General features: G+C 71.6%; 22 protein-coding genes. 14 read left to right on the plus strand and 8 right to left on the minus strand.

Translation table 11 applies throughout. The features are described from left to right. The first annotated feature begins 176 nt into the window (after nucleotides 1-176). Both ACSHT8_RS33380 and ACSHT8_RS33385 read left to right on the plus strand, forming a co-directional pair. On the plus strand, nucleotides 177-2,837 hold the full coding sequence (locus ACSHT8_RS33380; RefSeq protein ID WP_436502244.1) for a bifunctional acetate--CoA ligase family protein/GNAT family N-acetyltransferase: 2,661 nt from the start codon (nucleotides 177-179) through the stop codon (nucleotides 2,835-2,837). A gap of 16 nt (nucleotides 2,838-2,853) precedes the next feature. Continuing rightward, entirely contained in the window at nucleotides 2,854-3,615 is a 762-nt protein-coding gene (locus tag ACSHT8_RS33385; protein ID WP_436495862.1) for an SGNH/GDSL hydrolase family protein, read from the plus strand. Here the strand turns inward: ACSHT8_RS33385 and ACSHT8_RS33390 are convergent. Beyond that, the gene (locus tag ACSHT8_RS33390; protein WP_436495864.1) at nucleotides 3,608-4,798 is read right to left on the minus strand and encodes an acetyl-CoA C-acyltransferase; all 1,191 of its coding nucleotides are present in this window, start codon (nucleotides 4,796-4,798) and stop codon (nucleotides 3,608-3,610) included. The two genes, ACSHT8_RS33385 and ACSHT8_RS33390, sit on opposite strands and share 8 nt — an antisense overlap. Before the next feature lie 71 nt (nucleotides 4,799-4,869). Here ACSHT8_RS33390 and ACSHT8_RS33395 point away from each other — a divergent pair, with 71 nt between their 5' ends. The 5 genes from ACSHT8_RS33395 to ACSHT8_RS33415 all read left to right on the plus strand — a co-directional run bounded on the left by ACSHT8_RS33395 (nucleotide 4,870) and on the right by ACSHT8_RS33415 (nucleotide 9,595). Next, entirely contained in the window at nucleotides 4,870-6,387 is a 1,518-nt protein-coding gene (locus ACSHT8_RS33395; RefSeq protein WP_436495866.1) for a carotenoid oxygenase family protein, read from the plus strand. Then, nucleotides 6,384-7,313: a winged helix-turn-helix transcriptional regulator gene (locus ACSHT8_RS33400; RefSeq protein WP_436495868.1), complete on the plus strand. Its 930-nt coding sequence runs from the start codon at nucleotides 6,384-6,386 to the stop codon at nucleotides 7,311-7,313. Before ACSHT8_RS33395 ends, ACSHT8_RS33400 begins: the two co-directional genes overlap by 4 nt. Before the next feature lie 22 nt (nucleotides 7,314-7,335). Next, nucleotides 7,336-7,767, plus strand: coding sequence for a hypothetical protein (locus ACSHT8_RS33405; protein WP_436495870.1), 432 nt, complete (start codon nucleotides 7,336-7,338; stop codon nucleotides 7,765-7,767). A gap of 41 nt (nucleotides 7,768-7,808) precedes the next feature. After that, a complete protein-coding gene (locus ACSHT8_RS33410) occupies nucleotides 7,809-8,354 on the plus strand; it encodes a hypothetical protein (protein WP_436495872.1) in 546 nt (181 codons plus the stop codon). A gap of 437 nt (nucleotides 8,355-8,791) precedes the next feature. Beyond that, nucleotides 8,792-9,595, plus strand: coding sequence for a M23 family metallopeptidase (locus ACSHT8_RS33415; RefSeq protein ID WP_436495874.1), 804 nt, complete (start codon nucleotides 8,792-8,794; stop codon nucleotides 9,593-9,595). 54 nt (nucleotides 9,596-9,649) lie between these two features. Here the strand turns inward: ACSHT8_RS33415 and ACSHT8_RS33420 are convergent, their stop codons facing one another. After that, the gene (locus ACSHT8_RS33420) at nucleotides 9,650-11,311 is read right to left on the minus strand and encodes a fumarate hydratase (protein WP_436495876.1); all 1,662 of its coding nucleotides are present in this window, start codon (nucleotides 11,309-11,311) and stop codon (nucleotides 9,650-9,652) included. A gap of 150 nt (nucleotides 11,312-11,461) precedes the next feature. On the opposite strand from ACSHT8_RS33420, the gene ACSHT8_RS33425 reads away from it, so the two are divergent. Beyond that, complete coding sequence (locus ACSHT8_RS33425) at nucleotides 11,462-11,680, plus strand: hypothetical protein (RefSeq protein WP_436495878.1); 219 nt, start codon at nucleotides 11,462-11,464, stop codon at nucleotides 11,678-11,680. Nucleotides 11,681-11,734: 54 nt separating this feature from the next. On the opposite strand, the gene ACSHT8_RS33430 is transcribed toward ACSHT8_RS33425, so the two are convergent. Further along, on the minus strand, nucleotides 11,735-11,866 hold the full coding sequence (locus ACSHT8_RS33430; protein WP_436495880.1) for a hypothetical protein: 132 nt from the start codon (nucleotides 11,864-11,866) through the stop codon (nucleotides 11,735-11,737). Nucleotides 11,867-11,934: 68 nt separating this feature from the next. Between ACSHT8_RS33430 and ACSHT8_RS33435 the strand changes: the two genes are divergently transcribed. The 3 genes from ACSHT8_RS33435 (at nucleotide 11,935) to ACSHT8_RS33445 (ending at nucleotide 13,947) form a co-directional block, all read left to right on the plus strand. Beyond that, nucleotides 11,935-12,939: an Hsp70 family protein gene (locus tag ACSHT8_RS33435; RefSeq protein ID WP_436495882.1), complete on the plus strand. Its 1,005-nt coding sequence runs from the start codon at nucleotides 11,935-11,937 to the stop codon at nucleotides 12,937-12,939. Nucleotides 12,940-13,126: 187 nt separating this feature from the next. Continuing rightward, nucleotides 13,127-13,333, plus strand: a complete 207-nt coding sequence (locus ACSHT8_RS33440) for a hypothetical protein (protein ID WP_436495884.1) — start codon at nucleotides 13,127-13,129, stop codon at nucleotides 13,331-13,333. 89 nt (nucleotides 13,334-13,422) lie between these two features. Beyond that, nucleotides 13,423-13,947, plus strand: coding sequence for an RNA polymerase sigma factor (locus ACSHT8_RS33445; protein ID WP_436495886.1), 525 nt, complete (start codon nucleotides 13,423-13,425; stop codon nucleotides 13,945-13,947). 193 nt (nucleotides 13,948-14,140) lie between these two features. Here ACSHT8_RS33445 and ACSHT8_RS33450 read toward each other — a convergent pair whose 3' ends face one another. The 4 genes from ACSHT8_RS33450 to ACSHT8_RS33465 all read right to left on the minus strand — a co-directional run bounded on the left by ACSHT8_RS33450 (nucleotide 14,141) and on the right by ACSHT8_RS33465 (nucleotide 17,794). Then, entirely contained in the window at nucleotides 14,141-15,112 is a 972-nt protein-coding gene (locus ACSHT8_RS33450; protein ID WP_436495888.1) for a sigma-70 family RNA polymerase sigma factor, read from the minus strand. Between the two features lie 163 nt (nucleotides 15,113-15,275). Continuing rightward, complete coding sequence (gene dtd, locus ACSHT8_RS33455; protein ID WP_436495890.1) at nucleotides 15,276-15,701, minus strand: D-aminoacyl-tRNA deacylase; 426 nt, start codon at nucleotides 15,699-15,701, stop codon at nucleotides 15,276-15,278. Next, complete coding sequence (locus ACSHT8_RS33460) at nucleotides 15,698-17,188, minus strand: DUF7782 domain-containing protein (RefSeq protein ID WP_436495892.1); 1,491 nt, start codon at nucleotides 17,186-17,188, stop codon at nucleotides 15,698-15,700. Before ACSHT8_RS33460 ends, dtd begins: the two co-directional genes overlap by 4 nt. A gap of 42 nt (nucleotides 17,189-17,230) precedes the next feature. Next, nucleotides 17,231-17,794 carry a class I SAM-dependent methyltransferase gene (locus tag ACSHT8_RS33465; RefSeq protein ID WP_436495894.1) on the minus strand — a complete coding sequence of 188 codons (564 nt, stop codon included), beginning with the start codon at nucleotides 17,792-17,794 and terminating at the stop codon, nucleotides 17,231-17,233. Between the two features lie 80 nt (nucleotides 17,795-17,874). On the opposite strand from ACSHT8_RS33465, the gene ACSHT8_RS33470 reads away from it, so the two are divergent. Beyond that, nucleotides 17,875-18,210, plus strand: a complete 336-nt coding sequence (locus ACSHT8_RS33470; RefSeq protein WP_436495896.1) for a DUF3099 domain-containing protein — start codon at nucleotides 17,875-17,877, stop codon at nucleotides 18,208-18,210. On the opposite strand, the gene ACSHT8_RS33475 is transcribed toward ACSHT8_RS33470, so the two are convergent. Next, on the minus strand, nucleotides 18,192-19,058 hold the full coding sequence (locus ACSHT8_RS33475) for a carbohydrate kinase family protein (RefSeq protein WP_436495898.1): 867 nt from the start codon (nucleotides 19,056-19,058) through the stop codon (nucleotides 18,192-18,194). The two genes, ACSHT8_RS33470 and ACSHT8_RS33475, sit on opposite strands and share 19 nt — an antisense overlap. Before the next feature lie 94 nt (nucleotides 19,059-19,152). Between ACSHT8_RS33475 and ACSHT8_RS33480 the strand changes: the two genes are divergently transcribed. Both ACSHT8_RS33480 and ACSHT8_RS33485 read left to right on the plus strand, forming a co-directional pair. Continuing rightward, nucleotides 19,153-19,947: an ABC transporter permease gene (locus tag ACSHT8_RS33480; RefSeq protein WP_436495900.1), complete on the plus strand. Its 795-nt coding sequence runs from the start codon at nucleotides 19,153-19,155 to the stop codon at nucleotides 19,945-19,947. Continuing rightward, entirely contained in the window at nucleotides 19,940-20,734 is a 795-nt protein-coding gene (locus ACSHT8_RS33485) for an ABC transporter permease (RefSeq protein WP_436495902.1), read from the plus strand. Before ACSHT8_RS33480 ends, ACSHT8_RS33485 begins: the two co-directional genes overlap by 8 nt. Nucleotides 20,735-20,799 lie beyond the last annotated feature (65 nt).

The following is a 20,799-nucleotide window of genomic DNA, read 5'->3' on the forward strand; positions in this document are numbered from 1 at the left end:
CGCGCGAGAGTCGGACCGATCTGGTTCGCTCAACGGTGCGGGCCCAGCCCGCGCCCGACTGCACGACCCGAGGAACCGACGTGGCCGATTCACCAGACGCGCACACCGAGACCGCGCAGGGTCCAGGCTTGACCGGCTCGGCGTCGCGGGGACCGAACCCGACCGACCCGGCTGTTGTGGCGGCTTTCGACTACCCGCGGCACTGGGAAGCCGATGTCGTCGCCTCCGACGGGCGGACCGTCCATCTGCGGCCCATCGTGCCCAGCGACGCCGACGCGCTGCTCGCCTTCCACGGCCGGCTGTCCGACCGGACCCGCTACTTCCGCTACTTCGCGCCCTACCCGCGCATCCCCGCCCGCGACCTCGTGCGGTTCAGCACCGTCGACCACCACGACCGGGTCGCCTTCGTGGCCCTGCTGGGCGACGACATCGTCGCCGTCGGCAGGTACGAGCGGCTCAAGGGGCAGGACTCCGCCGAGATCGCCTTCGTCGTCGAGGACGATCACCAGCGCCGCGGGCTCGGGTCGATCCTGCTGGAGCACCTCGCCGCCGCGGCGCGGGAGCGGGGACTGCGGCGGTTCGAGGCGGAGGTGCTCTCGGAGAACACGCAGATGATCCGGGTGTTCCGGGACGCCGGGTACCAGGTGAGCCGGGCGTTCGAGGAGGGCGTGGCGCATCTGGAGTTCGACATCGACCCGACCGAGGACTCCGTGCGGGTCGCGTGGTCGCGGGAGCAGGCCGCCGAGGCGCGCAGCGTGCACAACCTGCTGAATCCCCGGGCGGTCGCGGTGATCGGCGCGTCGACCGACGAGACCAAGATCGGGTACGCGGTGCTGCGGAACCTGCTGGCCGCGGGCTTCGCCGGGCCGGTGTTCCCGGTCAACGCCGAGCACCGGTCGGTGCGCGGGGTCCGGGCGTATCCGACCGTGCTCGACATCCCGGACGCGGTCGATCTCGCCGTCGTCGCCGTGCCCGCGTCGCGGGTCGACGACGTCATGGACGCCTGTATGGCCAAGGGCGTGCAGGCGCTGGTCGTGGTCACCTCCGGCTACGCCGAGACCGGGCCGAACGCCGAGCGCAGGCTGGTCGACGAGGCCCGTGCGCACGGGATGCGGGTCGTCGGGCCGAACGCGCTCGGGGTGATCAACCTCGACCCGAAGGTGCGGCTCAACGCCAGCCTCGCCCCCACGCTGCCCGCGCGGGGGCGCACCGGGTTCTTCTGCCAGTCCGGCGCGCTCGGCACGGCCATCCTCGCCGACGCCGCCGCGCGCGGGCTCGGTTTGTCGACATTCGTCTCGGCGGGCAACCGGGCCGACGTGTCTGGCAACGACCTGCTGCAGTACTGGGAGACCGACCCCGCCACCGACGTCGTCCTGCTCTACCTGGAGTCGTTCGGCAACCCGCGCAAGTTCGCGCGGCTGGCGCGCAGGCTGGGCCGCAAGAAGCCGATCGTGGCGGTGAAGTCCGGGCGCAACGCGGTGCTGCCCGCCCTGGCCGCGACCGGGGTCGTGGTCGACGACGCCAGCGTGCAGGCGCTGTTCGAGCAGGCGGGCGTGATCCGGGTGGAGTCGATCGCGCAGCTCTTCGACACCGCGCTGCTGCTGGCCCACCAGCCGCTGCCGTCGGGGGAGCGGGTCGCGGTCGTCGGCAACTCCTCGGCGATCGGGGTGCTGGCGGCCGACGCGGCGCTGGCGCAGGGGCTGGTGCTGGCGGGAGACCCGGTCGACGTGGGCGCGCAGGCCGGGCCGGAGGTGTTCGCCGCGGCGGTGGGGGAGGCGCTGCGGCGGGACGACGTCGACTCGCTGATCGTGGTGTTCGTGCCGCCGCTGGCTATTCCCGGCACGGCCTTCGCGCGGGCGCTGCGGGACGCCGCGGCCGAGGTGGCCGAGGCGGGGACCAAGCCGATCGTGTCGACTTTCCTCGCGGTGGAGGGTGTTCCCGCCGAACTCGTCGTCACCGGGCCCGGGGGTGGGCCGGGTCGCGGGTCGATCCCGTCCTACCCGAGCCCGGAGCGCGCGGTCGCGGCGCTGGCCCGCGCGACCCGCTACGCCCGCTGGGCGTCGGCGCCGCTGGGCGAATACCAGCGGCCGGACGGGATCGACGCCGCCGCGGCCGCCGCGATCGTGGCCGCGGCCACCGCTGACGGGTCCGAAGTGGACTTGACCGACGAGCAGACCCGCGCGCTGCTCGCGGCCTACGGGATCGACGTCATGCCGTACCGCGTGGTCGACAGCGCCGACGAGGCCGTGGCGGCCGGGGTCGAGCTGGGGCTGCCCGTGGTCATCAAGACCGCCGACCCGCGGTTCCGCCGCCGCAACGACTTCGTCGGCGTGCGCCTCGACCTGACCACCGAGGACGCGATCCGCGCCGCGCACGCGCAGCTCCGCGAAGTGTCCGGTGTGGACACCGTGTACGTGCAGCGGATGGCGCCCAAGGGGATCTCGTGCACCATCGGGTTGCAGGACGACCCGTCGTTCGGGTCGCTGCTGTCGTTCGGGCTCGCGGGCGTGATCAGCGACCTGCTCGGCGACCGCGCCTACCGGGCCGTCCCGCTTACCGACGCCGACGCCGCCTCCCTGGTCCGCGCGCCGCGCGCGGCCCCGCTGCTGGTGGGCTACGGCGGCGGCGAGCCCGCCGACCTCAAGGCGCTGGAGGACCTGGTGCTGCGGGTCGCCGCGCTCGCCGAGGACCTGCCGGAGGTCCGGTCGCTGACGGTCGAGCCCATCCTGGCCTCGGCGGCGGGCGCCTACGTCACGAATGGCGCCGCCCGGGTCGGTCCGCCGCCGTCGCGCCCGGACGCCGGGCCTCGCAGGTTGAGGCCGCTGGCTGAGGTCTAGCTGTACCCTGCCGTAGATGAACGGTGGGTGGACTCGATATGTCGCGCTTGGGGATTCACTGACCGAGGGCGTCGGCGACTTCGACGCCGAGGGCCGTCCGCGCGGCTGGGCCGACCGGTTCGCCGAGGAGATCGCGCGCCGCCAGGGCGGGCTGCACTACGCCAACCTCGCGGTGCGCGGCCTGACCACGGTCGACGTGCTCGACGTGCAGGTCCCCGCCGCGATCGAGCTCGAGCCCGATCTGGTCAGCGCCGTGGTCGGGATGAACGACCTGGTCCGCCCCAAGGTCAGCCTGCGCGCGGTGCTGCGGCGGCACGACGAGATCCTGGACCGGTTGGCGGCCACCGGCGCCACCGTGCTCACCGCGACCCTGCCCGATCCGGGCGTGGTCATCCCGCTGCCGCCGGTCGTGCGCTCCCGGTTCGCCGCCCGGCTGGTGCGCTTCAACGACCACGTGCGCGGCAGCGCCCGCAGGCGCGGGGTGCACTGCCTCGACCTGGCCCGCCTCGCGGGCAGCGACACCGACGCGTGGAGCGACGACCGGCTGCACCCGAGCCCCTACGGGCACCAGGTGGTCGCCGACGAGTTCCTCGCGCTGCTCACCGGTGCCCGGTCGGACCGGCCGGAGCCGCGGCCCAGCGCCCCGCCGCAGGTGCTGACCGGCGCTAAGCCGATGCTGCGTTGGGTGGTGCGCTCGGCGGCGCCCTGGCTGGCCAGGCACGTGACGCCGCCGCCACCGCGGGAGCCGAAGGCGCCCGCCTACCTGGTGATCACATAGCCCGGTCGACCACGACCCCCACGCCAAGCCCGGCCGCACCGCTCACGCCCGCCACACCGAGCCTGCCCGACCGCCGCTCCAGTTCCTCGACGCAGTCGCCGACCATGATCGCCCCGGTGGCGCCGAAGGCGTGGCCCGCGGCGATGGTGCCGCCGCTGGGGTTGAGGCGGTCCGGCCCGGCGCCGAAGTCCCGGCGCAGGCGCAGGCAGAGCGCGGCGAACGCCTCGGCGAACTGGAACACCGAGACCTCGCCCGGCAGGACCCCCGCCCGGCGCATGGCGGTGGACATCGCGGCCTGGCCCGCGGTCAGCATCGTGACCGGGTCGTGGGCGACGACCGCCGACGACACCAGCCGCGCGCGCGGGGTCATGCCGAGGCGGTGGGCGGCGCGGGCGTCGCCGATCAGCAGGAGGGCGGCGCCGTCGGCGACGGCGGGGGAGGTGGCCACGGTGTGCCGGTGCTCGATCCGGTCCGGCCAGGCGCGGCTCGACAGGGCGAGTTCGTCCTGCCCGTCGGCGCCGATCGCGGCGAACGCCGGGGGCAGCGCGGCCAGGGTCGTTCGGGTCGTCTTGGGGCGAACCAACTCGTCGCGCGTCAATCCGCCCAACGGAATCAGGGACCGGTCGAACGCGCCCGCCCGCCACGCGGCCGCCGCTTTGTGGTGTGACTCCAAGGCGTACGCGTCGAGGTCGTCGCGCTCGAAGCCGTCGATGGTGGCGTTGAGGTCGGCGGCGATTCCCATGTGGACAGACCCGGCGCGCGCCACCACCTCCGCGTCGGTCCACAGTGGAGCCCGGTCGCTGAACATCGGCACGCGCGACACGCTCTCCACCCCGCCCGCCACCGCGAGGCCGAGTTCACCGACCTTGACCCGGGCGGCCACCTGTGCGACCGCGTCGATCCCGGACGCGCAGAACCGGTTGACCGTGATCCCCGGCACGTGATCGCCCCAACCGGCCAGCAGCGTCGCCGTCCTGGCCAGGTTGCCGCCCTGGTCGCCCACCTGCGACGCGCAGCCGATCACCACGTCCTCGACCGTGCCCGGGTCGAACCCGCCACGCTCGACCAAGGCCCGCTGCAGGCCCGTGACCAGGTCCAACGCGCTCAGGGCGTGCAGTCCGCCCGTGCTCGTGCCCCGCCCGCGCGCGGTGCGGACGTAGTCGAGCACATAGACCTCGTTCATCCACACCTCCCTGGTGGACCCCGTGTAGTTGTAGTCTCGAATTCCCTGCACAGGCAAGGGACGGGGGGACTGTGGACGTCGAGATCCTCGGCCGCGCGCTGAGCACCCTGCCCGGCGATGACGACCACCCCTATCGCACCGGCCCGTGGCGCCCGCAGACCGTGGAGCGCGCCGCGACGGATCTGGATGTCGTCGGGGAGCTGCCCGCCGATCTCGACGGCGTCTACCTGCGCAACACCGAGAACCCTGTGCATCCGGCTATTGCGACCTATCACCCGTTCGACGGTGACGGAATGGTGCACGTCGTCGGGTTTCGCGACGGCAAGGCGTTCTACCGCAACCGTTTCGTCCGAACCGACGGCTTCCTCGCCGAGCAGGCCGCGGCGCGCCCGCTGTGGGCGGGCATCGCCGAGCCGCCGGAGAGCGCGTTGCGCCCGGGGTGGGGTGCCAGGGGAGGGCTCAAGGATTCGTCGAGCACCGACATCGTGGTGCACGCGGGCGTCGCTCTCACCAGCTTCTATCAGTGCGGTGAGCTGTACCGGCTCGACCCGCTGACCCTCGACACGCTCGGCAAGTCCACTTGGGACGGACAGTTCCCGGCGTGCGGCGTGTCCGCGCACACCAAGGTCGACCCGGTGACCGGCGAGCTGCTCTTCTTCAACTACAGCAAGGACAAGCCCTACCTGCACTACGGCGTGGTCGACGCCGACAACCGCCTCGCGCACTACCTCGACGTCGAACTGCCCGGCCCGCGCCTGCCGCACGACCTGGCGTTCACCGAGAACTACACGATCCTCAACGACTGCCCGCTGTTCTGGACCCCGGAATTGCTCGCCGAGGGCAAGCACGCCGCCCGCTTCCACCCCGAACTCCCGCTGCGGCTGGGCGTGGTCCCGCGCCGCGGCGGCGACGTGCGCTGGTTCGAGGCCGAGTCGACCTTCGTGCTGCATTTCGTCAACGCTTATGAAGACGGCGACACGATCGTCCTCGACGGCTTCTTCCAGTCCGACCCCGAGGGCGCGGGCGGCACTTTCCCCGGCGACCGCCGCTACGCCAGGATGTTCCGCATGCTGTCCCTCGACGGGATGCAGACCCGGCTGCACCGCTGGCGCCTCGATCTGCGCACCGGCACCGCGACCGAGGAACGCATGACCGAGACGATCACCGAGTTCGGTATGATCAACTCCGGCAACGCGGGACGTCCCTACCGCTACGCGTACGCCTCGACGGGGGAACCGGGCTGGTTCCTGTTCGACGGCCTGGTCAAACACGACCTGGCGACCGGCCGCGAGGAGCGCTACCGCTACGGGCCGGGCGTCTTCGGCAGCGAGACCGCGTTCGCGCCACGCATCGGCGCCCAAGACGAGGACGACGGCTACCTGATCACCATGACCACTGACATGTCCGCTGACCAGTCCGAATGCCTGGTGTTTGACGCGCGAAGGGTCGCCGACGGCCCGGTCGCCCGGCTCCGGCTGCCCGAACGGGTCTCCAGCGGCACCCACAGCACCTGGGCGGCGGGCGCCGACCTGCCGGGATGGCGCGACGCCGACCATCCCGCCGCCGCGATCGGCCTGTCGACGGCATGATCCACCCGCCAGACACGCCCACCGCCCTGCACCCCGGTGGCGACAACTCGATCGCGTACCTCATCGGCGTCACCGCCGACGAGTGGACCATGCTCATCCTGCGCCACGCGGTCGAGGGCGTCGACCGGTTCGACCAGTGGCTGGAGCTGCTGCCGATCACGCCGTCGGTGCTCAGCAGCAGGCTGCGCCGCATGGCCGAGCTGGGGATCGTGCGCCCCGCCGACGAACGCCACCGGCTGACCCGCCGCGGCGCGGCCCTGTGGCCGCTGATCGCGACGCTGGCCGCGTGGGAGGGCGACTGGGGCGACGACCACGCCGAACCGGTGCCGCAGCTGTGGCACCGGTCGTGCGGTGCCCTGGTGCGGCCGCTGATGGCGTGTGGCGGCTGCGGCGAGACGGTGGTCGCCCGCGACGTCGTCGGCGAGTTCGGGCCCAGTGGCTCGTGGCCGCGCTCGGCGCCCAGCGCCGCCACCCGCCGCCAGGCCGGGGGTTCGGCGAGCCTCGGCCCCGGCTTCTACCCGCACAGCCGCGCGCTCATCGGGAACCGCTGGTCGGCGGCGATGCTCGGCTCGATCTACCTCGGTGCCACCCGGTTCTCCCAGTTCCACCGCCAAGTCGGCGCGCCCGCCACGGTGATCGCCGACCGGCTGCGCACGTTCCGCGACATCGGTGTGCTGACCGCGACGGACGAGCGGGAAGCGCCGGACCGCGCGACTTTCAGCCTCACCGAGAAGGGCCGCGAGTTCTTTCCGGTGGTGCTGGCCGGTTTGCAGTGGTGCAGGCAGTGGTTCGTCGCGCCGGAGGGCCCGGCGATCGAGTTCGTGCACCGCGACACCGATCACCGGTTCACACTGGTACTGCGGTGTTCCGGATGCGCGGAACCGTTGGCGGGGCGCGAGATCGCGGTGACGGTGCAACCGGGGTGACGGCTCGGTCCGTCCCCCTTGCATGAACCGTTTCGGAATCGCCATAGCCATACTGATCGCGTTGGCCGGTTGCGGGAACCGACCGGTCGGCGAAGCCCCGATAGCCACGGCTCCCGCCGCGCAACCCGGGGTCAACCCGCCCGCGCAGGGCACCCCCGTCCCCGACAGCCGGGTCGACGGGAGCGCGCTGCCGGAGGGATTCCCGCGCAAGGTGTGGACCGAGTCGAACGGGTCCGCGCTCGGCGTCGTCGCCCAGGAGGGCGGTTGCGGGAAGGCCAGCGTGGAGGTCACCGAGCAGTCGGCGTCGCGGGTGACGCTGACCCTGGTGGAGACCACGCCGTCGGAGCCGCGACAGTGCACGATGGACATCCGCTTCCCGGAACTGGGCGTTGACCTGGAGAAACCGCTCGGCGACCGCACGGTTGTCCTGCGGGCCGAGCAGCGAACCGCCTAGGTGGGTGCAACCAGATGAGGCCCGAGTACCGTCCTTCGACCATGAAGACCTCGTTGTTTGCCGCTGGAGCAGCTCTGGCCCTGCTCGCCCTGACAGCGTGTGGCCAGCAGGCTGACCAGGCCGGTGCGGGACCGTCGAGCACGACCCCGCCGAGTTCCACCACCACGGCCGCGCCCACCACGGCGCCGTCGTCGGTGCAGCCCACGCCGCCCGCCACCACGCCCGCCCCTGGCACGGCCACCGCGCCGCCCGCCACGGGCGTCCCGCCGGAGTTCAAGGAGATTCCCTCGGGGCAGGTGGAGTCCAAGTCGCTGCCCGAGGTCTACACCGAGCGCCGCGTGTGGTCCTCGCCGGACGGCCGGACGCTGCAGCTGATCGGCATGGCGCGCGACACCTGCGGCGTGGTGGAGGGCGTGGTCGAGGAGTTCTCGGCGACGACCGTCCGCATCGCGCTGCGGCCGATGGCGCAGCCGCAGGGTGGGCCGGAGGGCCAGGCGTGCGCCATGGTCATCACGCCCAAGCCGGTGACCGTCGCGCTGCGCGAGCCGGTGGGCAAGCGAACCGTCATCGTCACCGCTGAGGGATAACAACGAAGTACTGGAAAGTGCGGGCGGAGTCCTTCCGGACTCCGCCCGCACGCTTGTCAAACGTGCCCTTCGTCACGCCGATCGCCCGGTCCGCGGGCTTGATCGCGACGGAATCCGGGCCGAACCCCGCCTACCGGTCAGTAATTCACCAGGTCGACCCGCGGTTTGAACGTCCCAGGTGGGACGGGGAGTCGATCGTGACCGGGGCGAGATCTGATCATGGTTCGCCGATCTTGATGTCACACTGAGTGACCGTTACGGCAGTCTGTCCTGGGCAAATAGACCCAGATCACACACCTTTGCCTTCTTTGGTCGCGCACGGTTAGCGTCGCCGCGAACGTCACGGTTCGGTTACGAGGGCATGGCCACCTGGCCAACCGAGATCCCCCGCTCGGTGCCCGACCGGATCTCCCCGAGACGGAAGGCACTACCCCCGCATGTCCACCGACGGCAGTAAACAGCTCCCGGCCGCGTTCCTCCCCGAGCGGCACACGCCCCGCAAGCACCTCATGGCGGCGGTCCTCGCCGCGGGCGCGGTCCTCACCGTGGCCGCCCCGGTCGTGGCGGGCGCAGGCCCGGCCACCCCTGAGCCCGACGGCCGCGTCCAGCAGGTCCTGCGGATGGCGCTGACCAGCCCGCTGACCAAGTCCGGCCAGCCCGTGCTCGTGGCCCCGCGCGGCGTCGCGATCGACCCCGCCGCCGAGGCCGCCAAGCTCGACGCCGCCGCCGCACTCGAACAGCGCAAGCGCGACGTCGCCGCCGAACAGCAGCGCTTGGCCGAGCAGAAGGCCGCCGAGCAGCGCGCCGCCGAGCAGAAGGCCGCTGAGCAGAAGGCCGCGCAGGAGAAGGCCGCCCGCGGCTTCGTGAAGCCCGCCGAGGGCAGGCTCACCTCCGGTTTCGGTGCCCGCTGGGGCACCACGCACTACGGCATCGACATCGCCAACCGCATCGGCACCCCGATCGTGTCCGTCGCCGCGGGCACCGTCATCGAGGCAGGCCCGGCGAGCGGCTTCGGCCTGTGGGTCCGCGTCCAGCACGACGACGGCACGGTGACCATCTACGGCCACGTCAACGAGATCATCGCGCGCACCGGCACCCGGGTGACCGCGGGCCAGCTCATCGCGACCGTCGGCAACCGCGGCCAGTCCACCGGCCCGCACCTGCACTTCGAGGTGTGGCTGGGCGGCTCCAAGAAGACCGACCCGATCGCCTGGCTGCGCCAGCGCGGCATCTCGATCTGAGTCAAGACAACTGAGCGCGGCACCCGACCGGGGTGCCGCGCTCAGTGTTTCAGCTCAGCGGCGGAACGAGATCTGCAGCGTGGGCGCCGAGGTGCCCGCGAAGAAGTCGTTGCCCTTGTCGTCCACGACGATGAACGCGGGGAAGTCCTCGACCTCGATCTTCCACACCGCCTCCATCCCCAGCTCCGGGTACTCCAGGACGTCGACCTTCTTGATGCAGTCCTGGGCCAGCCGGGCGGCCGGGCCGCCGATGGAGCCCAGGTAGAAGCCGCCGTGGCTCTCGCAGGCGTCGGTGACCTGCTTGGAGCGGTTGCCCTTGGCGAGCATCACCAGTGACCCGCCCGCGGCCTGGAACTGCTCGACGTAGGAGTCCATGCGGCCCGCGGTGGTGGGGCCGAAGGAGCCCGACGCGTAGCCGGACGGGGTCTTGGCCGGTCCGGCGTAGTACACCGGGTGGTCCTTGAGGTATTGCGGCATCGGCTCGCCCGCGTCGAGGCGTTCCTTGATCTTGGCGTGGGCGATGTCGCGGGCCACGACGAGCGGGCCGGTCAGCGACAGGCGGGTCTTGACCGGCAGGGCCGCCAGGGTCTCGCGGATCTCGGCCATCGGGCGGGTCAGGTCGATCTTGACCACGTCGTCGGACAGGTCCTCGCCGGTGATCTCGGGCAGGAACCGGGCCGGGTCGCGCTCCAACTGCTCGATGAAGACGCCGTCCGGGGTGATCTTCGCCTTGGCCTGGCGGTCGGCCGAGCACGACACCGCGACCCCGACCGGGCACGACGCGCCGTGGCGGGGGAGGCGGATGACGCGCACGTCGTGGCAGAAGTACTTGCCGCCGAACTGGGCGCCGATGCCGAACTGGCGGGTCATCTCCAGGACCTGCTGCTCCAGGTCGACGTCGCGGAAGGCGTGTCCGGACGGCGAGCCCTCGGTCGGCAGGTTGTCGAGGTAGCGGGCGGAGGCGAGCTTGGCGACCTTCAGGTTCTGCTCGGCGGACAGACCGCCCACGACGATCGCCAAGTGATACGGCGGACACGCGGACGTACCCAGCGAGCGCAGCTTCTCGTCGAGGAACTTGGCCAGCCGCGTCGGGTTCAGCACGGCCTTGGTCTCCTGGTAGAGGAAGGTCTTGTTCGCCGACCCGCCGCCCTTGGCCATGAACAGGAACTCGTAGACCGGGTCGGTGCCGGGCTTGGTGTGGATGTCGATCTGCGCGGGCAGGTTGGTGCCGGTGTTCTTCTCGTCCCAGAACGTCACCGGGGCCATCTGCGAGTACCGCAGGTTCAGCTCCTGGTAGGCCTCGAACACCCCGCGCGAGATGGCCTGCTCGTCGGCGCCGCCGGTCAGCACGGTCTCGGTGCGCTTGCCCATCACGATCGCCGTGCCCGTGTCCTGGCACATCGGCAGGACACCGCCCGCGGAGATGCACGCGTTGCGCAGCAGGTCGGTGGCGACGAACCGGTCGTTGGCGCTGGCCTCCGGGTCGTCGACGATCGCGCGCAGCTGCGCCAGGTGCGACGGGCGCAGCAGGTGCTGGATGTCCTTGACGGCCTCGCGGGCCAGCAGGGTCAACACGTCCGGGTCGACCTCGAGGAACCGCCGACCGGCGGCCTCGACGACCCGCACGCCCTCGGCGGTGACCAACCGGTATTCGGTGGTGTGGTCCGGGCCGAGCGGCAGCACGTCGGTGTACTCGAAATTCGTGGTGGCGGTCACGATCTGCGGGCTCCCTTGCACGCGTCCAGTTCCCAGAGAACCTACTCGCCCCTCTCCGGAACATCCGCCTCGCGCGGTGCATCTCACTTGGTCGGCGGAAGAGGTGGCGATGGCACGGTTCGTGGTGGACCGGCCCGCGGAGGTGGTCGTGTGGACGAGCTAGACCCTGTTCTCGGCCCGCCCCCGCAGGCGCCGGACGAGGTGTGGAGCCGGGTGCTGGCCGCGGCGCTCGACCCGGCCGCGCCGCCCGCGGACTCGTCGATCGTCCCGGTCGATCCGGACGACTACCTCGAGCCCGACACGTACACCGCGGACCTGATCGACGTCGACGAACCCGACTGGTGGACCGACGAACCGGAGGTGGACTGACGTGCCGGGCTGGTCCCTGTCGATCGACTTCGGCACCTCCAACACGGCCGCGGCCTACCGGCTGGGCACCGGGGCGCCGACGCCGATCCGGCTGTCCGACCAGGCCGAGCAGATGCCGTCGGCGGTGCTGGTGACCGACTCGGGTACCCGGGTCGGGACGGAGGCCGTCCGCTCGGCCCGACTCACCCCCGCCGGGTTCGAGCTCGCCGAAGCGGCTGATCGGGCAGGGCACCACCCTGCTCGGCGGCCAGGACGTGGCGGTGTCCGCGCTGGTCGCCCGCGTGCTGGAGTTCGTGCTGCGCAAGGCCGCCCGGACCGCCGGGGACGACACGCCGGACAAGGTGATCCTCACGCACCCGCAAGAGTGGGCGGGCTTCCGCACTGAGGTGCTGCTCGCCGCAGCCACCGAGGCCGGGCTCGACCCCGCCCGGCTGCGGCTGGTCGCCGAACCGGTCGCGGCCGCCGCGCACTTCGCCGCGGCGGCACCGCCACCGGAGGGCGGCAAGGTCGCGGTCTTCGACTTCGGCGCGGGAACCTGCGATGTCGCGGTGCTCGCCGCCGACGGCAAGCAGTTCACCGTCCTCGCGTCGGCCGGGCTCGACCAACTCGGCGGCGACTTGATCGACCAACTCCTATTCGACGCCGTCGTGGACCGCCTCCGCTCCCGCGGCCTCGACAAGCTCGCTGCGGACGTCACCACCGATCTTCGCTCCCTACTCACGCTGCGAGACCACGTCCGCGACGCCAAACACGCCCTGAGCGAGTACGAACACGCCGACATCCCGGTCCAGAGCCGCGAAGACGAAGCCGTCGTCGCGATCACCGCCACCGAGTTCGACGCCTTGGTCGCCGATGAGATCGACAAAGCGGTCCGCCTGACCCAGAACACTCTGGAGCAAGCAGGCGTGCGCCCGTCGGACCTGCACGCGCTCTACCTGACGGGCGGATCCTCTTCACTGCGCTTGGTCCACGCGCGGATGGCTGAACTCCTCGACGGCCGCCCGGCCACCCTCGGCGACCCGAAACTCGTCGTCTCACTCGGCGCTCACGTCGCGGGTACTAAGAAACGGGCCAAGACGTCCGCAGGTGAGACGACCGTGGTGACCATGCCGACCGCTGGCGACCGGGGAGTCGGGACCATTCTCGCGGTGTGGCTCAAACACGTCGGGGAATCGGTCAACGAGGGCGAGCCGCTCATGCGGAGATTCATCGATGACGACCTCGTCGACTTCCGGCTCCGGTGTCCGGTGTGTTGGTGAAGATCACCGAAGGCGAGGGGTGGTTCGTTAAGGGCGGCGCTGAGATCGGGGTGATCGGGCCGTCGGCGGAACCTGGTGATTCGGACTTCCCGCCGGACTCGATCGTCCACCGGCTGCGCCTGAGCAGACAGCACTGGCAGGTCAGCCGCGAGCAGGAACTGATCTTAGACCGGTTCACCTGCTGGGTGTGTCCCCGCTGCGCGCCGAGTTGGAACTGCTGACCACGGCCGGGTCCGACGCCGAGCGGCTCGGGCTGCCCGAGTCGGCCGACGCCGCCGAGATCGCGGTGACCGCCCGGATGAAGTCGGCGCACACCGAGGCCGCCAGGGTCATGGCCCGGTCGTACCACCTGATCGCGCAGCGTGCCGAGCCGAGCACGTCCGGCACTCGGTAACGGGTGCGTTTCACCTGGTCAACCGGTGTGCTCACGCGCCGGGTACGACCGATACCCCTGGTGACCGCAACCGTCGAGGGGAGGGGGCCGTGCCCATCGCCGCCGACGAGGCAGTCCTGCTCACCCTGGCCAGGGCCGGGGACTCGACCGCGTTCGCCGACCTGGTCGCGGGCTACCGCGACCCGGTCTGGGCCATCTGTCTGCGGCTGACGGGCAACCACGCCGACGCCGAGGACGCCATGCAGGACGCGCTGCTCGCCGCGTGGCAGCACCTCGACGGCTTCCGGGCCGACTCGCGGTTCGGCACCTGGCTTTACCGCATCGCCACCAACGCCGCGCTCGGTCTGCTGCGCAAGCGCCGTGCGGTCCCCGTCGACCCGGCGGACTTGGAACTGCCCGGCCTTGTCACCGATCACGCCGAGCGGGTCGCGGAGACCGATCGGGTGCAGCGCGCCTTCGAGCAGCTCCCCGAACCGTTCCGCGCGGCGCTTGTGCTGCGCGAGTACGGCGGCCTGAGCTACGAGCAGATCGCCGAACACCTCGGGGTCGGCGTGCAGACGGTGAAAAGCAGATTGCATCGTGCACGCGTGGACATGGTCCGGCTGTTGAGCTGAAACCCTTTGGAAAGCCGGAAGGCCGGGGCGGCCCCCGGCCGTCCCGACCTCCCGTCGCGAGCGAGTCCGGGATCGCTCCCGGCTCGCGCAGTCTGAGCATGACGTTGCCGTGACTCAGGTCACATGTCAACGCTGCTAAATAGGTGACGTGACAGCGGCCGAAAGGGTTGCACGCTGTGGTCGGGAAAATTTGTCAGCTGGCGTAGGCCCGCAGCTTCTCGGCCCGCTCGCCCTGGCGCAGCTTCGACATGACCTCGCGCTCGATCTGGCGGACGCGCTCGCGGGACAACCCGAAGCGCTTGCCGATCTGGTCGAGGGTGCGCGGCTGGCCGTCGTCGAGGCCGTAGCGCAGGCGGATCACCGACTGCTCCCGGTCGTCGAGGGTGGCGAGCACGCGGCGCATGTCGTCCTGCAGCAGGCCGGAGATGACCGCGCTCTCGGCGTCGGTCGCCTCGCCGTCCTCGATGAAGTCGCCCAGCGGGGCGTCTTCCTCGGTGCCGACCGGCATGTCGAGGCTCACCGGGTCGCGGGCGTGGTCGAGCAGGTCGTTGACCTTCTCCGGGGTGAGCCCGGCCTCCTTGGCCAGCTCGTCCTTGGTCGCCTCGCGGCCCAACTGCTGGTGCAGGTCGCGCTTGATCCTGGCCAGCTTGTTGACCTGTTCCACCAGGTGGACGGGGAGCCGGATCGTGCGGCCCTGGTCGGCCATGCCGCGGGTGATCGCCTGGCGGATCCACCACGTCGCGTAGGTCGAGAACTTGAAACCCTTGGTGTAGTCGAACTTCTCCACCGCGCGGATCAGACCCAGGTTCCCCTCCTGGATCAGGTCGAGCAGCGGCATGCCCCGGCCGGTGTAGCGCTTGGCCAGCGAGACGACAAGGCGGAGGTTGGCTTCCAGCAGGTGGTTCTTGGCGGTGTGGCCGTCGACCACGAGCGCGCGCAGCTCGGCGCGGCGGGCGTGGGACAGCTGGGGAGAGGTGTCGAGCATGTGCTGCGCGAAGACCCCCGCCTCGATGCGCTTGGCCAGCTCCACCTCCTGCGCGGCGGTGAGCAGGGCGGTGCGCCCGATCCCGTTGAGGTAGACCCGAACCAGGTCGGCCGCGGGCCCCTGGGCGTCGAGGTCCGCCTCATAGGTCTGCTCTGGTTCTCGCTGCTGCGGGACCGTCATGGTGCTCCTCCCCCTGTCGCTGTCTTCTGCACTGCCAAACGTCGGCACGAAGCGATTCGTTCCCGGTCTGACAACTGGAAGACGCCATTGGAGAAGAAAACGTTGCTCAGGCTTACCTGAGCTTTTGCTGAGAACCGTACGAGTGTCCTACGGCGACAATTCGTCAGGTCTCCACGAGCACGGTGAACGGGCCGTCATTGACGCTCTCAACCGCCATCATGGCACCGAATCTGCCGGTCTCGACCTTGGCGCCGCGGGCACGCAGATCAGCCACCACCGCCTCGACGAGCGGCTCGGCCTTCTCCGGTCGTGCGGCCGCGGTCCACGTCGGACGACGCCCTTTGCGGGTGTCTCCATAGAGTGTGAATTGACTCACTACCAGTAGTGGGGCGCCCGTTGTGGCGCACGAGCCCTCATCTCGCAGGATGCGCAGTTCGTGCAGCTTGCGTGCCATGGTGGCGGCCTGCGCGAGGGTGTCGTCGGTGTGCACGCCCAGCAGGACGAGCAGGCCGGGCTCGTCGATCGCCCCGACGGTCTCGCCGTCGACGACCACGCTCGCGCGCAGCACGCGCGCCGCGACGGCCCTCACGCCAGCTCCACGGGGAGCACCATGCCGTGCTGGATCAGCTCGCTGACCACGGGGAGCGCGGCGTTCACGACCTCCTCGGCCGACAGGTCGTTGGCCGCGCCCAGGATGGTGAGCACCTCGGCCAGCGTCAGGTGGCCGCGGAAGCCGCCCAGCATCGACGTGACCAGCTCGTCGGTCTCCTGCTGCCAGCCCGGCCCGTCGGTGCGGTGCAGCCTGCGCACCAGCTCCGACCAGCCCGCCTCGCCCGGTTCGGACACCTGCTCCAGGACGACTGTCGGGGGCACCACCAGCCGCGCCGACAGCAGCAGCTTCGGGTCGGCGTTGGCCCGCAGCCACGCCACCCGGTCCAGCCAGGCACCCGTCTCCGGGCCCAGCGGGTCGTCGAAGGCGTGCCGCAGGTCCTCGCAGGCCACCTCGGTGTCACTGTCGGTGGCCCGCAGCGTCACGAACCCGAAGCCGATCCCGACCACGTCGTTCTCGGCGAACCAGTCGAGCCACGCCGACGCCTTGGCCGACCCCTCGGCCGAGCGCGGGTCGACCCCGGTGTCGCGCAGCCAGGTGCCGACATACAGCGCGGGCTCGGCGATGTCGCGCTGCACGAACCACGCGTCGATGCCCTCATCGGGCAGCCACGACGCCACCCGCTCCGCCCAGTCCTCGCCGCGCCGGTGCAGCCAGGAGGCCAGCAGCTGGCCCACGCCGCCCTCGGCGAGCACGTCCGGCAGCCCGCGCACGACCAGCGCGCTCGCGTCGTCGCCCGCCAAGCCGGAGTCGCGGTAGACGTAGTCGACGCGTGGCGGGCCCACGACGAACGGCGGATTGCACACGACCTGGTCGAACCGTCGCCCCGCGACCGGCTCGAACCACGAGCCGCGCGCGGTCTCCACCCGCAGGTCGTTGAGCCGGAACGTGGCCCCGGCGAGCTTGAGCGCCCGCTCGGACAGGTCGGTGGCGGTGACCCGGTCGGCGTGCCGGGAGGCGTGCAGCGCCTGGATGCCGCAGCCGGTGCCCAGGTCGAGCACCGAGCCGACCTTGCGCCGCACGGTGGCCCTGGCCAGGCTCAGCGACGCGTGGCCGATGCCCAGCACGTGGTCCGGCCCGAGCGGCCCACCGGTCTGCTCGGCGTCGAGGTCGGCCAGCACCCACCAGGAGCCCGCGCCGTCGCCGTAGGGGCGCAGGTCGAGCGCGGCGCGCACGTCGTCGCCGTCGAGCTGGACCAAGCCCTCCGCGGCGGCCTGGTCGACGTCGCCGAGCGCCTGCGCGGCGCGGTCGCGTGGGACGGCGTCGCCGACGAGGAACATCCGGATCAGCGTCTCGCGCGGGGAGCCGCCGCGGGTGGCCCGGCGCGCGGGCTCCGGTTCGCCGCGGCCGAGGGCGGCGTGGGCCTGGTCGCCGAGGGTGGCCACCACGCCGTCGGCGTCGTACCCGGCGGCGTGCAAGGTGTCGCGGAGGTGGTCACAGAACTGGTCGGTCAGGCGCGGAAGCACCCGGGAATGCTTTCACGGCGGCCCGCGGGGCGCCTGTCTGGATCACACGTTGCGGGCGACGATCTGGAAGTACGCCAGCGGGTGCTGCCCGTCGACGCCGTAGTGGGCGAGGATCTCCGCCCCGGCCGTGCGCAGGTCGACCAGCACGTCCGACGCCGGGCAGATGAACGCGCCGGTCGCGGGCCCGACGACCGACAGCAGCCCGCCGGGCCGCAGGACCGCGCTCAGCGCGCGCAGCAGCCCGACCCGGTCCTCGGCGAAGTGCAGCAGGTTGTGGCACAGCACCACGTCGAACTCGTGCGCGTCGAACAGCTCCGGGGCGTCCTCGGCCATCGCCTGCACCACGTGTACGCGGTCGGCGACGCCGTTGTCGTCGGCGCAGGCCATGGCGGTGGTCAGCATCGCGCCCGCCGGGTCGAGGACGGTCACGTCGTGGCCGCGCATCGCCAGGCGCACCGCGTCGCGGCCGGTGCCGCCCGCGGCGTCGAGGACCCGCTGCGGGCCGTCGAGGTGGCGGGACAGATTGGCCTCCGTCACCGCGTGCCTGCGCCGGACCGAGTCGGTGTCCTGCCCGCCCGGCAGGAATTCGACGCCATGCACCGTCATGCGTTTCTTTCTACCGGCGGCAGGAGAAATCCTCACCGACTTCTACCCGGATGGCGCAACTCCGCCCCGGCGGTGGGAGGATGGGTGGCGGAGGTGGTGTCGTGAAGGGCACCGAGCGGGACGAAACCCCGGTTCTGATCACCGAGGCCGAACCCTCATACGAGGACCAGTTCGCCGCGCGCAAGCGCAAGTACATGATCATGATGGGGCTGCGGATCCCCTGTCTGCTGCTCGCGGGCATGTTCCACGAGACGTGGTGGCTGGCGCTCGGTTTCGTCGTGCTGTCGATCCCGCTGCCGTGGGTGGCGGTGCTGATCGCCAATGACCGCCCGCCGCGCAAGGCCGAGAACGTCAACCGCTACAAGCACGACCACCGCGCCATCGAGCCCGCGCCCCGTCAGGTGATCGACGGCTGAGCGGGCGGCCGGGCACCGACCCGGCCTACCGCGGCGCTGCCCGCGGCCACCCCAGCCAGCAGAGCCCCCCTGGGCGACGCCCCGGTCAGCCACGCGCTGAGCACCCCGGCGTCGAACGCGTCGCCCGCGCCCGTCGAGTCCACGCAGTCGACGGCGGGCGCGGCCACCGACACCATCGCCTCGGGTGAGAGCCATGACGCTCCGTCCGCCCCGTCGGTGACGGCCACCGCGCCGACCACCGACAGCACCGCCTGCCCGCCGAGCGCCCGCAGCTCGTCGGCGTTCGGCAGCAGCAGGTCGACACCGCGAACACACTCCAGGAACACCGTCGGGTCGTCGATCATGGCCGCGGCCTGCGGGTCGACCGACGTGGTCAGGCCCGCGGCCCGGGCGGCGGCGAGCGCGGCGACACCTGCCTGCCGGGACGACGCGTCGAGCAGGACGTAGCCGGAAAGGTGCAGGTGACGGGCCTCGGCCAGCAGGGCGGGGTTGAGGTCGGCGGCCTGGATGCGGGCGTTGGCGCCCCGGTCGGAGAGCATCGTCCGGCGGCCCTCGTCGTCGATCAGCACCACGACGCCTCCCGTCGCTGCCCCGGGGTCGACGGCGAACTCGCATCGCACGCCCGCCGCGGTCAGCGTCGACCGCAGCTGCTCGCCCGCGCTGTCGGCGCCGACCCGCGACACCAGGACTACCTCGGTGCCCAGGTGCGCCAGCCAGGCCGCGGTGTTGGCTCCGGCGCCGCCCATCGACCGGGTGATCGACGCCCGGGTGTCGTCGCCGAACGCGATCGGACCGCTCGGCCGGACCACGGTGTCGAGCGCCGCGTCACCGACGACCACCACTGTCATGAGCTCTCCTCGGTAATCGGGTCGCGCGGCTTCGCCCGCATAGGATAGAAATCCCGTCCCGCCAGTCATCGCACCGCCTCGAGGAGGTCGGCCCATGTCGCGCGCGCCGTGGGCGTTGATGGTCGCGGGCTTCCGCCGCTACGCCACCTACCGGCAGGCGACCGTCGCGGGGATCTTCACCAACTCCGTCTTCGGCTTCCTGCGCTGCTACGTGCTGCTGGCCGTCGCCGCGGGTGGCACCGTGGCGGGGTACTCGGGCCCGCAGCTGATCACCTACGTGTGGCTCGGCCAGGGGATGCTCGCGGTAGTTAACACCTGGACGACGCTCGAACTCGCCGAGCAGGTGCGCTCCGGCGACATCGTCGCCGACCTGCTGCGCCCAATGGATCCACTGTGGACATACCTGTGGACCGACCTGGGCCGGGCGGGGTTCTCGCTGCTGACCCGGTTCAGCGTGCCGCTGCTCGTCGGCGCCCTCGCGTTCGGGCTCTACGTGCCGGAGCACGCGGCCACGTACGCGCTGACAGCGCTGTCGATCGTGCTCGCCGTCGTCGTCGGCTTCGCGTGCCGCTACCTGGTCGGGCTGACCTCGTTCTGGCTCCTCGACGTCCGAGGTGTGCAGATGTTCTGGACGTTCGCCTCCGGCGCGGGCAGCGGGCTCTACTTCCCGCTGGCGATCCTGCCGGACTGGCTGACCGCCGTCCTCTGGTTCGGCACGCCGTTCCCGTCGCTGCTGCAGGCCCCGCTGGACGTCGCCGTCGAGCGGGGCGGGTTCGGGCACGTCGCCGCGGTCATCGGCGGCCAAGTGGTGTGGGCGGTGGTGCTGCTGCTGGCCTGCCGGGTCGTGCAGGCGCGCGCGGTCGCGAAGCTGGTGGTGCAGGGTGGATAGCGTCTACGCGAAGGTCGTGCGGGCGCAGATCCGCAGCCAGACGCAGTACCGGGTGTCGTTCGCGTTCGAGCTGCTCGGCAGCGTGATCATCAACGGGCTCGACCTGGCGACGGTGTTCGTGCTGTTCTCCGTCGCGGGCAGCCTGGGCGGGTTCTCCGGCCCCGAGGTGTTCCTGATCGCCGCGCTGTCGGCGTTCGCCTTCTCCACCGCCGACCTCGTCGTCGGCAACGCGGACAAACTGCGCGTCTACGTGCGGACCGGCCTGTTCGACACGCTGCTGCTGCGTCCGCTTTCCTCGCTGTGGCAACTGCTGGCGGTCAACTTCGCCCCGCGCCGGGTCGGCCGCGCGGTGCAAGGCGGGATCCTCTACGGCGTCGCGTTGGGAATCGCGGACATCGACTGGGACGTGCCGCGGGTCGCCGCCGCCGTGGTCGCGCCGATCGCGGGCGCGGTGTTCTTCGGCAGCCTGTTCATCGCGGGCGCGACGGTCTCGTTCTGGTGGGTCGAATCGGGCGAGGTGGCCAACGCGTTCACCTACGGCGGCAACGACTTCACGCTCTATCCGTCCACAATGTTCGGTGACTGGTTCCGCACGGTGTTCGGCAGCGTGCTCGGCTTCAGCTTCGTCGCCTATCTGCCCGCACTCGCCTTGGTCGGCCGCTCGGACCCACTGGGCACCCCGGACTGGCTGCGCTGGTGCTCGCCCGTCACCGCGCTGGTCGCGGCGGGGGTGGCCGGGGCGTTCTGGCGCGTCGGCGTCCGCCACTACCGGAGCACGGGGTCATGATCATTTCAGCCGAGGGGCTGCGCAAGGACTTCACCGTCAGCCGCAAGACCGGCCGGTTCCGCCGG

The organism is Actinokineospora sp. HUAS TT18, from assembly GCF_051364635.1.
GTDB lineage: Bacteria > Actinomycetota > Actinomycetes > Mycobacteriales > Pseudonocardiaceae > Actinokineospora.

Bases quoted from the DNA above. Each gene is read 5' to 3' on its own strand.
- ACSHT8_RS33385 (WP_436495862.1), top strand. From the start codon at position 2,854: ATGAACGGTGGGTGGACTCGATATGTCGCGCTTGGGGATTCACTGACC.
- ACSHT8_RS33390 (WP_436495864.1), bottom strand. From the start codon at position 4,798: ATGAACGAGGTCTATGTGCTCGACTACGTCCGCACCGCGCGCGGGCGG.
- ACSHT8_RS33400 (WP_436495868.1), top strand. From the start codon at position 6,384: ATGATCCACCCGCCAGACACGCCCACCGCCCTGCACCCCGGTGGCGAC.
- ACSHT8_RS33405 (WP_436495870.1), top strand. From the start codon at position 7,336: ATGAACCGTTTCGGAATCGCCATAGCCATACTGATCGCGTTGGCCGGT.
- ACSHT8_RS33410 (WP_436495872.1), top strand. From the start codon at position 7,809: ATGAAGACCTCGTTGTTTGCCGCTGGAGCAGCTCTGGCCCTGCTCGCC.
- ACSHT8_RS33415 (WP_436495874.1), top strand. From the start codon at position 8,792: ATGTCCACCGACGGCAGTAAACAGCTCCCGGCCGCGTTCCTCCCCGAG.
- ACSHT8_RS33450 (WP_436495888.1), bottom strand. From the start codon at position 15,112: ATGACGGTCCCGCAGCAGCGAGAACCAGAGCAGACCTATGAGGCGGAC.
- ACSHT8_RS33465 (WP_436495894.1), bottom strand. From the start codon at position 17,794: ATGACGGTGCATGGCGTCGAATTCCTGCCGGGCGGGCAGGACACCGAC.
- ACSHT8_RS33470 (WP_436495896.1), top strand. From the start codon at position 17,875: ATGGGTGGCGGAGGTGGTGTCGTGAAGGGCACCGAGCGGGACGAAACC.
- ACSHT8_RS33475 (WP_436495898.1), bottom strand. From the start codon at position 19,058: ATGACAGTGGTGGTCGTCGGTGACGCGGCGCTCGACACCGTGGTCCGG.
- ACSHT8_RS33480 (WP_436495900.1), top strand. From the start codon at position 19,153: ATGTCGCGCGCGCCGTGGGCGTTGATGGTCGCGGGCTTCCGCCGCTAC.